This window comes from Haemophilus sputorum CCUG 13788, assembly GCF_000238795.1.
Lineage (GTDB): Bacteria > Pseudomonadota > Gammaproteobacteria > Enterobacterales > Pasteurellaceae > Haemophilus_A > Haemophilus_A sputorum.
In genome coordinates, this window is record NZ_AFNK01000031.1 from 15,628 (window position 1) to 30,238 (window position 14,611).

The 14,611-nt window shown below is 41.2% G+C and carries 13 protein-coding genes; 5 read left to right on the forward strand and 8 right to left on the reverse strand.

Annotation, left to right across the window (positions count from 1 at the left end):
• Nucleotides 1-67: 67 nt before the first annotated feature.
• Genes waaF through HSP_RS0103510 form a run of 3 tightly spaced genes read right to left on the reverse strand, consistent with a single transcriptional unit; the run spans nucleotide 68 to nucleotide 2,965 of the window.
• The gene (waaF, locus tag HSP_RS0103500) at nucleotides 68-1,108 is read right to left on the reverse strand and encodes a lipopolysaccharide heptosyltransferase II (protein WP_007526557.1); all 1,041 of its coding nucleotides are present in this window, start codon (nucleotides 1,106-1,108) and stop codon (nucleotides 68-70) included.
• 9 nt (nucleotides 1,109-1,117) lie between these two features.
• Nucleotides 1,118-1,552 (reverse strand): MliC family protein, encoded by a 435-nt coding sequence (locus tag HSP_RS0103505; RefSeq protein WP_007526553.1) that lies wholly within the window; start codon nucleotides 1,550-1,552, stop codon nucleotides 1,118-1,120.
• Between the two features lie 57 nt (nucleotides 1,553-1,609).
• Nucleotides 1,610-2,965 carry a LysM-like peptidoglycan-binding domain-containing protein gene (locus tag HSP_RS0103510; RefSeq protein WP_007526565.1) on the reverse strand — a complete coding sequence of 452 codons (1,356 nt, stop codon included), beginning with the start codon at nucleotides 2,963-2,965 and terminating at the stop codon, nucleotides 1,610-1,612.
• A 264-nt stretch (nucleotides 2,966-3,229) separates the two neighbouring features.
• Between HSP_RS0103510 and HSP_RS0103515 the strand changes: the two genes are divergently transcribed.
• The 3 genes from HSP_RS0103515 (at nucleotide 3,230) to HSP_RS0103525 (ending at nucleotide 7,290) form a co-directional block, all read left to right on the forward strand.
• The gene (locus HSP_RS0103515) at nucleotides 3,230-3,595 is read left to right on the forward strand and encodes a ComEA family DNA-binding protein (RefSeq protein ID WP_007526568.1); all 366 of its coding nucleotides are present in this window, start codon (nucleotides 3,230-3,232) and stop codon (nucleotides 3,593-3,595) included.
• 298 nt (nucleotides 3,596-3,893) lie between these two features.
• On the forward strand, nucleotides 3,894-5,639 hold the full coding sequence (locus tag HSP_RS0103520; protein WP_007526542.1) for an ABC transporter ATP-binding protein/permease: 1,746 nt from the start codon (nucleotides 3,894-3,896) through the stop codon (nucleotides 5,637-5,639).
• Complete coding sequence (locus HSP_RS0103525) at nucleotides 5,632-7,290, forward strand: ABC transporter ATP-binding protein (RefSeq protein ID WP_007526563.1); 1,659 nt, start codon at nucleotides 5,632-5,634, stop codon at nucleotides 7,288-7,290. The genes HSP_RS0103520 and HSP_RS0103525 overlap by 8 nt, the downstream gene beginning before the upstream one ends.
• 121 nt (nucleotides 7,291-7,411) lie before the next feature.
• Here the strand turns inward: HSP_RS0103525 and HSP_RS0103530 are convergent, their stop codons facing one another.
• Nucleotides 7,412-9,349, reverse strand: a complete 1,938-nt coding sequence (locus HSP_RS0103530; RefSeq protein ID WP_010128903.1) for a heme lyase CcmF/NrfE family subunit — start codon at nucleotides 9,347-9,349, stop codon at nucleotides 7,412-7,414.
• Entirely contained in the window at nucleotides 9,346-9,867 is a 522-nt protein-coding gene (ccmE, locus tag HSP_RS0103535) for a cytochrome c maturation protein CcmE (RefSeq protein ID WP_007526495.1), read from the reverse strand. The genes HSP_RS0103530 and ccmE overlap by 4 nt, the downstream gene beginning before the upstream one ends.
• 499 nt (nucleotides 9,868-10,366) lie before the next feature.
• On the opposite strand from ccmE, the gene HSP_RS0103540 reads away from it, so the two are divergent.
• Together HSP_RS0103540 and arcC are read left to right on the forward strand one after the other, a co-directional pair.
• Complete coding sequence (locus tag HSP_RS0103540; RefSeq protein ID WP_010128904.1) at nucleotides 10,367-11,371, forward strand: ornithine carbamoyltransferase; 1,005 nt, start codon at nucleotides 10,367-10,369, stop codon at nucleotides 11,369-11,371.
• Nucleotides 11,372-11,475: 104 nt separating this feature from the next.
• Nucleotides 11,476-12,423, forward strand: coding sequence for a carbamate kinase (gene arcC, locus HSP_RS0103545; protein WP_010128906.1), 948 nt, complete (start codon nucleotides 11,476-11,478; stop codon nucleotides 12,421-12,423).
• 46 nt (nucleotides 12,424-12,469) lie between these two features.
• Here the strand turns inward: arcC and panF are convergent, their stop codons facing one another.
• The 3 genes from panF to metJ are packed head-to-tail and all read right to left on the reverse strand — an operon-like array spanning nucleotide 12,470 to nucleotide 14,479.
• Nucleotides 12,470-13,903 carry a sodium/pantothenate symporter gene (gene panF / locus HSP_RS0103550; protein ID WP_010128908.1) on the reverse strand — a complete coding sequence of 478 codons (1,434 nt, stop codon included), beginning with the start codon at nucleotides 13,901-13,903 and terminating at the stop codon, nucleotides 12,470-12,472.
• Nucleotides 13,893-14,126, reverse strand: a complete 234-nt coding sequence (locus tag HSP_RS0103555; RefSeq protein WP_007526521.1) for a YhdT family protein — start codon at nucleotides 14,124-14,126, stop codon at nucleotides 13,893-13,895. The genes panF and HSP_RS0103555 overlap by 11 nt, the downstream gene beginning before the upstream one ends.
• Before the next feature lie 35 nt (nucleotides 14,127-14,161).
• Nucleotides 14,162-14,479 (reverse strand): met regulon transcriptional regulator MetJ, encoded by a 318-nt coding sequence (gene metJ / locus HSP_RS0103560; protein WP_010128909.1) that lies wholly within the window; start codon nucleotides 14,477-14,479, stop codon nucleotides 14,162-14,164.
• Nucleotides 14,480-14,611 lie beyond the last annotated feature (132 nt).

A 14,611-nucleotide genomic window follows, 5' to 3' on the forward strand; every position in this document is an offset into this window, starting at 1 on the left:
CAAGCGGGCTAAATCTGTAAAAAATTTGCAAAATTTAACCGCTTGACTCGAGTCTATATACCCAAATTTAATTGATGCCAAAATTTTTAAGCGCAGCTAACACGCTATCCGGCGTAATGTCTATCATGCTTTGATGATAACCTTCCGCACCTTCACCTTTTCGGATTTTAATTAAGCCACCTTCAATTAGACGAATGACTTGAGCATTTGATGAAAGCGGTGGCGTATAAGTTGGGCTAGTTGGGCCATATAAAGCAACCAAAGGTTTATTCAGCGCTGCGGCAATATGCATCAATCCGCTATCATTGCTAACTACTGCGGTGCACTCTGCAATTAAATCAACCGCTTGGTTTAAATCAGTTAGCCCCGCCAAATTCAAGCAATAGGGTTGTAATGATTCCGGCATGCTTTGACGAATTTGCTCTCCAACTTCTTGGTCTTTTTTCGATCCAAATAGATAAATTGCATAACCTTTTTCAATTAACATTTCTGCTAATTTTGCATAATGATAATGCGGCCAGCGCTTTGCAGGGCCAAATTCTGCACCAGGACAGAAACCAATTACTGCGCGGTTTTCGGTTTGTTTAAGCGCCGTTTCAAATTTTGCTTTGGTTGCCGCAATTTCGACCGCTTGCGTTTGCAAATAAGGAAAAGCAATCTGCAAATTCTCAGCGCTCGGCACTTGCCCTTTTTCAAAAGCTAAGGCAACGTAGCGTTGCACCATCATTGGATAGTCATTTTTATTGGTGCGCAAATCATTTAATAAGCCATAACGACTTTCGCCTTTCCAACCACGGCGCTTTGGAATTTTCGCAAAAAAAGGAATCAGCGCGGATTTTAACGAATTGGGTAACACGATTGCCAAGTCGTATTGATTGCGTAACGCCTTCCCTAATCGATAACGTTCAGCAAGACGAAAAGCACCATGCCCAATTGGCATGGAAATAGCATTTCTTACCTGTGGCATTCTTGCTAATAATGGACGGCACCAATCAGGTGCCATCACATCAATTTCGCAATCAGGATAATTTGTTTTGAGTTGCTGATAAAGGGCGTTAGACATCATCATATCGCCCACCCAAGAAGGGCTAATCACTAGAATATTCATGCTTTAATTCTATTTCTTTTTAGTACAATTTTCTGCCAACGGTTTTTGCGGATTCTCAATCAATGTTGCTTTACCATTGCGAGGTTCCCACCATGTCCAGCGCATATTGCTATATTTCTTGCCATTTTTCGTCACTGTTTGAGAAAGTGTGTGAGAAATACCGTTGTAACTTACGGTTACACGATTGCTTTTAACGTTACGACCATTTTGTTTTTTCAAATACGCTACGCGCACTTGCCGATCATTCTGGCAAACAAAACGGCTTTCCGTTTGTGCTTTAGCTTTACTGACTTTTGTAGCTTGTGCGCTATTTTTAGCTTTGACTTTGTTGGCTTTTTGGACTTGCTCAACTGGAGATGGCTCAATCTTTGCACATGCAGAAACTAAACCAATGCTTAAAGAAAGCATCATAATTTGAAGGGGCTTTTTGGCAATAAATGTCATATACACTCCTAGGATAAAAAAACGCAACGCGCATGGCGTTGCGTTTAGCAAAAAGGATTATTTAAAGGTGTAAGAACCATCAGCTTGACGAGTAAATTTACCGCCTGAGCCAATACTCATTTCTACAACACGATTGTTTTTATCTAAACGAACCGTGACTTTTTCATTCTCTTTTAATTTGCTCACGATGCCATTTGCTTTGCTCATCGCATTCACATCAGAGATGTTCAGTTTATTATCGCGGAATACCTGCATTAAAGAAGTACTTTTCGGTACCGTCATCGTTTTGCTAGAAACTGCCGCATTATTGGTTGAAGCCACTGGTGCAGATGCAGCTGTTGTTGCAGCTTTCTCTGCATGTTTTTGTGTTGCTGGTGCAGTAGCTGTTTTTGGAACAGGTTTACCTGATTCTACATTCTTCACTAACTGATCCATCTGTGCATTTTTCGCTTTTTTCTCATTAAATTCAGCCGCTGTCATGGCTTTTACAGGCGGTTGTTTTTGCGTTGCTTTATGCTCAGATTGATGAATTACACTACCTTGTGTTTTTGGTTTTTGTGTTTCTACCTTAACTGGTGGTGTTGGTAATCCAGTATTTGCCGCTGTTTGCGTTGGCTCAGTAGTAGTGTTTACCGCATTTGGTGTTGTTGGCTGAATCGGCGTTTCCACAGCTGGTGTTTGACCAATTGTTGCCGGTGGCGTTGCTTGCGTTTGAACTTGCTCAGTTGGTTGAGTCGCAGCTGTCGTTTCACTTTGAGCAGGTTGTTGCGCTTGTTGTTGTGCTTTCTCAGCTGCTTCACGTTCTGCTTTAGCTTGAGCCTCAGCACGTTGAGCTTCCGCTTCATCCACTGGACGGAATTCAATTGGTAAGTTGCCACCTTGTTGTTGCTGCAACTCTTCCACCGTTTCTGGCGTGCTTGGTTTTAACCAGAAGAATACTGCACCAAGAATCGCGGCTAATAATGCAACTAAACCTAAACGGCGACCTTTTGATGGAGTCGCAGCTGGTTTTTGAGCACTTTGACCTGCATTAACATTTGGAATCACTCGCTCTGCCGCTGCTGTTGCAGCTTTTGCCACTTCTTGCACCGCACTTTTTGCAGATTCTTCAGCATTTTTAACCGCTTGTGCAGCTGCACCAGCTGTTTTCTCTGCTTTTTCTGCCACAGGCTCGAAAGTAAATCCTGTTGGTTTTGCGGTTTCAGCTTTTTTTACTTCTTCAGCTTTTGGCGCTTCTGTGTTGTTTTCTGGACGTTTAAGCGGTGGCACAAAAGTATGACCTGGGCTAGTGTTCGTACGAAGTGAAGGCGCAATAGGTTTTACATTTTCTGCTTCGGCTGAAACGTTTGGAGTTTGTGTATTGTTTGAAGGTTCGCCAAAAGTTGGCTCTTTACGAAAATTATTCTGAGACATAATTTGATCCGATAGAAGATAAAAAAATTACCTTTATTCTAAATTATTTCCGCCTTTTCGGCACGATTTTTACGAAAATTTATATTTGCAAGCGGTCTGTTTTTTCTGATTTGTGACAAAAACGCTTTATTTCTGCCAATTCAGCCTTAAAAGGCTCCTGTTTGCCTATTTTTGCGATCTCGCTCGAAAATTCCAATTTTGCTGCTTGAGCAAAAATATTGCCCTTTGTATTGTGTTGCCATTTTCAACACAGAAGGAAATCTCATGAAAAAACCACAACACTTTATCAAAACTTGCTTACTTAGTGGGCTAATTATGTCTAGTCATGCTTTTGCGGAACAAATCATCCCTGCAACCATGCCAAACACCGCACCTGTTACACAAACTGTAACGCAGCCTGCTACAGCGCCTAGCACTGTTGCTGCTAATCCAAATCAACTAAACATCAATACAGCCAGTGCAGCAGAAATCCAAGATAAACTAGTTGGCATTGGCGCCAAAAAAGCGCAAGCCATTATAGAATATCGCACCAAACATGGTGCATTTCAAAGTGTTGAACAACTCAAAGAAGTTTCTGGTATTGGAAACGCCACACTTGAAAAAAATCGTGATCGCATTGTTTTACAATAATGCCCATACCATTTTTCCTATTAACACCAAAATCTTCATAAGTGCCAATCTTATGAAGATTTTGTTTTCCAATACCTCCAAAAAGTACAATAGACAAGAGCTCAAAAGACATACATTAAAGCTCTTTTCTTGATGTAAATCGCTTTAAATACCACTTAAGTATTAAAAATCATTCTCATTATTTATAAGCGCTAACTTATTTGATAGAATTTTCTGTGAAATTTATCTATTTCCCGTAGATGGATCTTAATAGGTTTATCACCTATATCTGCAAATCAAAGTGTTAGGAGCAATCATTATGATGATAGATAAACGCCTAATTAACACGGTGGCCGACAGTAAAAAATGGATTGGCATCACGGTGTTATGGAATTGGGTGGCGTTAATTGGTGGGATTATTAGTGCCGTCGTGTTTTCTTATATTTTACAGGCGGCTTATTTTAATGAACTGGGCCCTATAAGTGCGGTCATTTTGGGTATCGTTTTAATTGCTGCTTTGGCGTTGCGTGCCTTTGCAGGTAAAAAATCGGTGCAGGCCTCTTATTTTGCCAGTACGAAAGTCAAACATGAGCTGCGTAGCCTCATCTATCGCAAATTGGCTTCAATGCCGCTTAACCAAGTGAATCAACAATCTACTTCAAGCATTATCCAAGTGGCCTCAGAAGGTGTGGAGCAGCTTGAAATCTACTTCGGGCGTTATTTGCCTCAGCTTTTTTATAGCTTGCTTGCTCCACTCACACTCTTTGCTTTCCTGATCTTTTTCAGCTTTAAAACAGCCGTAATTTTGCTGATTTGTGTGCCGTTGATTCCGATGTCGATCATTGCAGTGAACAAAATTGCGAAAAAACTCTTGGCAAAATATTGGTCCATTTATGTGGGATTAGGCAGCAGTTTCTTAGATAACCTACAGGGTTTAATTACGCTGAAAATCTATCAAGATGATGCTTATAAAGCAAAAGCAATGGATGAAGAAGCAGAACATTTCCGCAAAATTACCATGAAAGTGCTTACCATGCAGCTTAACTCAGTATCGCTGATGGATTTACTGGCTTACGGTGGTGCGGCAATTGGGATTTTAACGGCGTTGTTGCAATTCCAAGACAATCAATTAACCGTATTAGGCGTCATTTTATTTATTCTGCTTTCTTCTGAATTCTTTATTCCGCTTCGTTTATTGGGTTCTTTCTTCCATGTAGCGATGAATGGTAAAGCGGCATCAGATAAGATTTTCACATTGTTAGATACGCCCGTGGAAACTCAAACACAAGCGGTCGATTTTGCAGCGAAAAATGCTATTCAAGTGGATATTCAAGATCTGCATTTTGCTTACAGCGAAGAGAAGCCTGCGATTGTTGGCTTGGATTTAAGCATCTTACCAAATCAGCTTACGGTATTTGTGGGTAAAAGTGGTTGTGGTAAATCCACTTTGGTTTCATTGCTAATGGGCTTTAATAAAGCACAACAAGGCAAAATTCTATTCAATGGTCAAGAAATTCAATCCATTGATCGTCATTCGTTTTATGAAAAAGTCTCTTTGGTGAGCCATAGCAGTTATGTGTTTAAAGGTACGCTACGTGAAAACATGAAGATGGCGAAAGTTGATGCCACAGATGAGCAAATTTATGCGTGTTTAGAACAAGTTAATTTGGCGCAATTCGTTCGAGATAATGGTGGATTAGAGATGCAGTTATTAAGCCGTGGCGCGAATTTATCTGGCGGTCAAATCCAACGTTTAGCCTTAGCGCGTGCTTTATTACACAATGCCAAGCTTTATATTTTTGATGAAGCGACCAGTAACATTGATGTAGAAAGCGAAGAAATTATTTTGCAGTTCATTCAGCAATTTAAACAACAAAAAACCATTGTAATGATTTCTCACCGCTTGGCCAATGCCGTGAATGCAGACTGCATTAACGTGCTTGAACAAGGCAAATTGATTGAGCAAGGCACGCATAAAGACCTCATGGCAAAACAAGGTGCGTACGCTGAAATGTTCCAACAACAAAAAGATTTAGAACAAATTAGAGAGGTGGCAAATGCGTAAAAATGGTTTTGTTGTGATGGGGCATTTATTGAAATTAGTGACTCCATTGGCGCATATCATGGCGTTTACCATCACGATGGGAACGCTCGGTTTCCTTGCCGCTATCTTTATCATGGTGCTTGGAGCGATGGGTTTAGTAAATTTATTAAACTTTGACACCCATTTAAGTTTTTCTGGAATTTTGACCGCACTTATCGTGTTAGCGGTGGCTCGTGGCGCGTTGCGTTATTTAGAGCAAATGTCAGGGCACTACATTGCTTTTAAATTATTGGCCTTATTGCGTGATAAAGTGTTTTCTTCTTTACGCCGCTTGGCTTTTGTGAAGTTGCAAGACAAGCAAGCGGGGCAATTAGTGTCCTTGGTGACTAATGATATCGAATTGCTCGAAGTATTCTATGCGCACACCATTGCACCGATTATGATCGCGTTTTTTACTTCTGCGATTTTATTATTAGTCTTTGGGCATCTTTCAGGTTGGTTTGTGCTTGTGGCATTAGCCGCTTATTTAACGGTGGGCGTGATTTTACCCATTATCACCACCAAATTGGCGCGTGAAGATGGCCGACGCTATCGTGAATTAGTAGGCGAAATGAATGATTTCTTCCTTGATAGCGTACGAGGCATGAAAGAAATCCAACTTTTCGGCTATGCGAAACAACGTTTAAATGAAATTCAACAACGCAGCCAAAAAATCGATACAGCCTTTGAGCGCATTAAAGACCAAGAAGCGAAAGTGCGCGTTTACACTGAAGTGGCGGTATCAGCGTTTAACATCATTATGTTATTCACGGGCTTAATTTTGTTTAGTCTAGATAAGATTGATTTTTCTGCCTTTTTAATTGGCGTGATTTTATTGATGTCGAGCTATGGCCCGGTTATTGCATTAAGTAACCTTTCAAGCAACTTGTTACAAACCTTGGCTTCAGGTGAGCGTGTATTGAGCTTGCTAGCAGAAGAACCCGAATTAAAAGACGTAGAAAGTGCGGTCGATTTGAAAGAGGTTTCTCGCATTGATGTTGAGAACTTAAACTTTGCCTACGGTGAAGAACAAATTTTATCGGATGTTAGCTTATCTGTGAAAAAAGGAGAAATCTTAGGCATTCATGGCAGAAGTGGTAGCGGTAAAAGTACCCTGTTAAAACTGCTGATGCGTTTTTACGATCCTAAATCGGGTAGCATTAAAATTAACGGTGAAACTTTACCGAATATCAACACCCGTAGTTTGCGAGACAATATGGCGTACATTACTCAGCAAACCTATATTTTCAACGAAACTATCGAGGAAAATATTCGCCTTGCCCGCCGTGACGCAACGTTAGATGAAATTATGGAAGCCGCGAAGAAAGCATCAATTCATGATTTCATTTTAAGCTTGCCAGAAGGTTATCAAACAAAAATGACGGAATTGGGCGGTAACCTTTCTGATGGAGAAAAACAACGTATCGGTATTGCTCGTGCCTTCTTACACAATGCGCCGATTATTTTGCTTGATGAACCGACTAGCAATTTAGATAGTTTAAACGAAGCGATGATTTTGAAATCATTGTTGAACGTGAAAGCAGAAAAATTGATTATTCTCGTGAGTCATCGCCAATCGACTATGGCTATTTGTGATCAGGTGATTGGTATTGAGAATGGAAGGATGTCGTAAGAGATAAGAGATAAAGAAAGGCTAATGTTAAACAACCTAACATTAGCCTTTTGATTTTAATTTGCAAATAATGCGAAAAATTTCACCGCTTGCAATAATACTGTCAATTTGAGATTCGCTTTTATTTCACTCGAATCCGGTAACGTTTATCTAGCATACAGAGTAAACCACCAATTGCCATAAATAAACCACCAAACCAAATCCAACGAATAAATGGTTTGTAGTAAAGGCGTAAGCCCCATGAGCCATCTTCAAGCTGTTCGCCAAGTGCTGCGTAAAGGTCACGAGAGAAGCCCCAATCAATAGCCGCTTCGGTCATTCCCATTTTGCTGACATTGTAGAAACGTTTTTCTGCATGAAGCGTGGCTTCTGGTTTGCCATTTTTAGTAATCGCAATATCTGCCGTCCCACCTTGATAGTTTGCACCATCTGTGATTTTCAAGCCTTTAAACGTAAATTGGTAATCCAAAATCTGTACGCTGTCGCCTTCACGCATTCTGACATCTTTTTCAATACTGAAGTTTTGGCTCATTGCAATACCGAAAACCGTCATTGCGACACCTAAGTGGGCTAAAGTCATGCCCCAATGTGAACGCGAAAGTTTAAATACACCAGTTAAAAATGAATGACGATGTGTCGCACGCGTATGCATTTCATAAAGGCTTAAAATCACAATGATTGCCGCCATCATGACACCTAATACTGCAGTTACAGTTAAGCGATCACCAACAAGATATGGTAAACCAAAACCTAGTGCCACCATCATAATCAGTGAAATAATGACTGGCGTGCGAATTGCAGAAACTTGATCTCTGCGCCATTTTACTAACGGGCCAATTCCTAATAAAAGTGAGAACGGCACCATTAAAATTAAGAACATTTGGTCAAAAAACGGTGCACCAATAGAAATGCTGCCTAAACCAATTTGTTTATGAATTAACGGTAAAATCGTGCCTAAAAAGACGACCGATAAAAACGCCATTAACATGATGTTATTAAGTAATAACAAGCTTTCACGCGAATAACGTTGATAGTTATCTAGGCTTTTAATTTTGTTTCCTTGGAAGGCATAGAGCAGTAGTGAGCCACCAATAACCAACACTAAATAAGCCAAAATATACAAACCACGTGTTGGGTCAGAAGCAAAGGCATGTACAGAAACCAAAATGCCTGAACGGACTAAGAAAGTCCCAAGTAAACACAATGAGAAAGCAAGAATAGCTAATAATACTGTCCACGCCTTGAACGTACTGCGTTTTTCAGTAACAGAAAGCGAGTGAATCAGTGCTGTACCCGCTAACCATGGCATTAGAGATGCATTTTCAACTGGGTCCCAGAACCACCAGCCACCCCAGCCTAATTCATAATATGCCCACCATGAACCTAAAATAATACCGAGCGTTAAGAAAACCCATGCAGCCATTGTCCATGGACGAGACCATCTTGCCCAAGCGGTATCTAATCTGCCACTCATCAATGATGCAATGGCAAAAGCAAACGCCACCGAGAAACCTACATAACCCATATAGAGCAACGGTGGGTGGAAAATTAAGCCAACGTCTTGCAACATTGGATTCAACTCACGCCCATCTGCAGGGAAATCTGGGAAAGTACGACCAAATGGGTTTGAGCTAAAAATAATAAAGACTAAAAAGCCAATGCTCACTAAGCCCATTACGCTTAATACGCGAGCCACCGCTTCTTCTGGCATCTTACGGGTGAAAGTCGCCACACCAACTGCCCAGAGTGAAAGCAACCAGATCCATAGCAATAATGAACCTTCGTGCGAACCCCACACGGCTGATAAACGATATTGCAACGGCAATAGTGAATTGGAGTTATTCACGACATATTGCACGCTGAAATCATTAACGGCGAACAAGTAAAATAGCGCACCGAACGAGAGGCTCAATGCTAAAAACATTGACCAAGTCAGTGGACGGGCTAACGCCATCAATTTCACATTTGCTTTTTCAGCACCAATCAATGGAAGGACTGCTAGGAAAACAGATAAAGCTAGCGCCAATGCCAAGGCGTAATTGCCAAGTTCTGCAATCATTTTTGTTCTCCTTGCACTGCTTTATCGCGTGCAGATTCCCCTTTCATATCAGCATCAGAAACACCCATTTGGTTATGTTGTGATTTTAATTTATCACCTAACTCAGGTGGCATATAGTTTTCATCATGTTTTGCCAGCACTTCTGTTGCACGTAAGCGAGTTGGTTCGATCAACACCCCTTGTGCCACAATGCCCTGACCTTCACGGAAGAGATCCGGTAAAATACCTTCGTATTCGACAGAAATCGCAGGCCCAATGTCATCAACTTCAAACTCTACTTTTAAAGTCTTCTCATCACGTTTTACCGAGCCTTCAACCACCATACCACCAACACGAATACGCTGACCTACACTTGGTTTTTGGTTCGGGTCATTATTTTTACCCTGAACGACTTCAGAAGGTGTGTAGAATAAGTCAATATTTTGACTTAATGCGTAAAGCGTTAGCCCAACTGCTACCGCTAATCCAAATAAGATCACAACCACCACTTTTAATCGAGATTTGCGTCTTGGATTCATCTCTTACCCCATCAACAATGAATAGTTAAAATTGAAAAAACTAAATCTAAAAACGGTGCTTAGCATAGCAAAAAATCGGCCAACATACTTCAATTTGTTTAATAGTTAGAACCAACTTTGCTTTTTCGCAAATCAGATAATCCTAAAGAGGTATAACCATTCAAATTATTTTATCTTTTCTAGCGATTTTTATGCAGCCTAAACGCATAAAAATGCACAAAAGCAGAATAAGATTGCAAAAGCAACCGATTGCGCCATTGACAACCGCATAAATCTTGTTAAAATGCGCGTCTAAGATAAATTTCATTATTTTAGATAGGCTGAAAATGCTCACTGAACCCAATCTCTTTCTGATTATACCTCCCTATTGTTCGGTACCTTTTCCCTTTCTATTTTCATTTATCTCACAAACATTTTCTTTCTCTTCCCCTTTTCTTTTACTCATCACAAGCGGTTTACTTTTCTGCTTCTTTTACCAATGCTTCTCAGGAGTTAAATCATGGCATTCAATTTAAAAAACAGACATTTATTGAGTCTTGTTAATCATACTGAACGTGAAATCAAATTCTTATTAGACCTTGCAAGCGATCTGAAACGCGCCAAATACACCGGCACGGAACAGCCATTATTAAAAGGCAAAAATATTGCTTTAATTTTTGAGAAGACCTCAACCCGTACCCGTTGTGCTTTTGAAGTGGCTGCTTACGATCAAGGCGCGCATGTGACTTATATTGATCCAACTTCATCACAAATCGGGCATAAAGAATCAATGAAAGACACCGCTCGCGTATTAGGCAGAATGTACGATGCCATCCAATACCGTGGTTTTAAACAATCTGTCGTAAACGAATTAGCTGAATACGCTGGCGTGCCCGTTTTTAATGGCTTAACAGACGAATTCCACCCAACACAAATGTTAGCAGACGTTTTAACTATGATGGAAAACAGCGAGAAACCATTAAGTCAAATTAGCTACGTTTACATTGGGGATGCGCGTAACAATATGGGGAATTCCCTTCTGCTTATTGGCGCAAAATTAGGCATGGATGTGCGTATCTGCGCACCCAAAGCACTCTTACCTGAAGAATCATTAGTGGCAATGTGTCAAAAATTTGCAGAAGAGTCTGGGGCACGCATTACCGTTACTGAAGATATTGATACCGCCGTCAAAGGTGTAGATTTCGTGCATACCGATGTTTGGGTGTCAATGGGCGAGCCACTAGAAGCTTGGGGCAAGCGAATCGATCTGCTCATGCCATATCAAGTGACACCTGAATTGATGAAACGCACTGGTAACCCAAAAGTGAAATTCATGCACTGTTTACCTGCTTTCCACAATAGCGAAACGAAAGTCGGGAAAGAAATTGCCGCCCTCTATCCTGCCCTAGCAAATGGGATTGAAGTGACTGAAGATGTGTTTGAATCACCAATGAATGTGGCATTCGAGCAAGCCGAAAACCGTATGCACACCATTAAAGCAGTTATGGTTGCAAGCCTTGCTTAACCGCCATGACATTGTTGTCGCGTACGCAAAACTTTCGCAAAATCTGACCGCTTGCGTGCGCGGACTTTTCAATAAAAACCAGAGATAAGCATTAAGGAGCCAAAATGAGAATCGTCGTTGCACTAGGTGGAAACGCACTACTAAAACGGGGCGAGCCAATGACCGCCCAGAATCAATCTGCCAATATTCGTTTAGCCGCAGAACAGCTGGCAAAAGTCAAACCCAAGAACGAACTGATTATCTCTCATGGCAACGGCCCACAAGTTGGATTATTAGCGCTTCAACACGCAGCTTATTATGCACAAGATAACAAAATCGAACCCTATCCATTAGATGTGCTCGTTTCACAAACTGTCGGCATGATTGGCTATATGTTACAACAAGAGCTTACCAACTTGCTTCCAGCGACCCCGACTCAAACATTAGTTACCCAAGTTATTGTTGATGAACATGACCCAGCCTTTTCCAAACCAAGTAAACCGATTGGGCAAGTTTATACTCAAGCAGAAGCTGAAAAATTAGCCGCAGAAAAAGGCTGGACGGTAATGCCAGATGGGCAATATTATCGTCGTGCCGTGCCAAGCCCGAAACCGCAAGATGTAACAGGGATAAATGCCGTGAAAGCATTATTAGCTCAAGATCACATTGTCATTTGCGGGGGCGGTGGCGGTGTACCTTGTGTGAAAAATGCGCAAGGGCAATTAACCGGTGTAGAAGCGGTAGTAGATAAAGATCTTGCAACGGCCGTCATTGCTAATCATCTTGATGCCGATTTATTTATTATCGCCACCGATGTGAATGCCGCTTGTGTAAACTTCCAAAAAGAAGGGGAACGCAAAATTGCTAAAGCCAATCCTGCTGCCCTTGAAGCATTGAGTGCGGAATTCGCACCTGGTTCTATGGGGCCGAAAGTACAAGCTGTGATTAACTTTGTGAAAGCGACAGGTAAAGATGCTGCGATTGGTTCACTAGCAGATATTGAAGACATTGTGGCTGGAAACGCGGGAACGCGAGTGAGCTTATCAGCAAATGAAGTAGTCTTTTACGAATAAATGAATAAAAAAGTGCGTGGATTTAAATCTACGCACTTTTTTTGCTTTACAAGCGGTCGTTTTTACCAAACAAATTACCAATTAAAAAGGCAATTAAACTTAATAATACCGCTGGTACAATCGCATGGAAACCAAACGGACTAAGTTTAAACGTGTGAATGATGATATAGCTGCCTAATCCCACCACCATAGAGCTTAACGCACCTGTTGCATTTGCCTTTTTCCAATAAACGCCTAGTACAATTACCCACAAGAAAGTCGATTCTAAACCGCCTAATGAAAGCAAGTTCAGCCAAATCAGCATGTCTGGCGGATCAAATGCCGCGACCACAAGCAATACGGTAATCAGTAACGTGGTGATAGTTGAAAAACGTTTTAATTTTGCTTCCTCATGCACCGCTTCTGGCTTCCAAGCCAAATATAAATCTTTAATGAGCGTAGAAGAAGATTGAATCAATAAAGAGTCAATGCTCGACATAATCGCGGCAATCGGTGCAGCTAAGAAGATACCCGCGGCCATTGGCGGAAGCACTTGTAACATCAAGGTTGGAATCACTTGATCTGGCACTTTTAAATCTGGCACAACAGCACGCCCTAATACGCCTGCAAGGTGCATGCCTAACACTAAGATAAATACCGCAACAGTACCAATCACTAAAGCTTGATGTAGTGAGCGGCTGTTTTTATAAGCCATGCCACGCACAGCTAATTGCGGTAAACCAACCAATGCAAAACAAACCAACACCCAAAATGACGTCATGTAAGTAAAATCTAATGGGCGCTCATCAATCCCGTAAGGCTCAAGCAGCTGTGGATTGATTTTCTCTAAAGTTTCCATGGCAGGTGTGATGCCATCTAATGCATAGATAACCCCCCCCAATAGCAAGAGCGTTCCAATTACCATCACCATGCCTTGAATGGTGTCGGTTAATACAACGGCACGGAAACCACCAATGAAGGTATAAATCCCCACAGTAAGCGCGAAAATTAAAATTGCGCTCTGGTAAGAAATCCCAAACGTGGTTTCAAACAGTCGACCCGCACCGATAAATTGTACGGTCATCATCGCAAAGAAAGAGAGAATCAACGCAAGGCTGGCAAACCAAACAATCCATTTATTTTGGTAACGAGCAAATAATAAATCATTAACCGTGACTGCCTGATAACGACGCGCTAACAAAGCAAATTTTTTACCTAAGCCACCTAATGCCAGTAGTACTGCTGGCACTTGAATCATCGCAAGCAGTACCCAACCTAAACCATATTTATAAGCAGCCCCCGGTCCGCCAATAAAAGAGCTTGCACTTAAGTAAGTGGCTGCTGTGGTCATTGCTAGCACAAAGCCAGACATCGAGCGATTACCAACGAAATACTCTGATAAAAAGCTACCGCTTGCTCGTTGACGATAAGCGTAATACGCCACACCAAAAACAAAAAATAGGTACGCAATCAGCGGTATTAACATTTCACTATTTTTCATCTGACTGCTCCAAATCAATCTCTTGATAAATGTTTTTGACCACTAGATAAACCAAAAGGGTAAAAATCAGTGGCAAGAATAAACAGGAGAGCTCAAACCAAATAGGAAAGCCGAATACCCCCTTCCCTTTTGGGGAAAAATAAGCAAAGCCGACCCAGCCTAACAGATAAATAAGCGATAAAATGAATGCCCAACGGGCTTCACGATTTAATTGATAGTGCATAATTAATTGCCTCGACATGAAAAGAAAATCGAAAGTTAGTATTCCCAGTTATCGGGATCTATCCCTAACTCTCGCATTTTTAGTTTTGCCTCTTCAGGAATCTCATTACTGCGCTCTTTGAGTAAATCTTCATCGGAGGGTAACGGTTGGCCCGTAAAGGCATGGAGAAAGGCTTCGCATAGCAACTCACTATTCGTTGCATGACGAAGGTTTTTGATCTGACGGCGAGTGCGCTCGTTGGTTAAGATCTCTAATACTTTAATCGGAATAGAGACCGTAATCTTTTTCACTTGTTCGCTTTTTTTGCCATGTTCCGCGTACGGGCTGACATATTCACCGTTCCAATCAGTCATATTTGAATCCTAATGCATACAAAAAATGCGCCTATTTTAATCAAAAGCAATCTAGACGTCTAGATTTCTCTTTACCATTGTTTACTTGTAATTTGTCGATTGTTAGCTAGAATGGCAGCAAATTTATTTAAG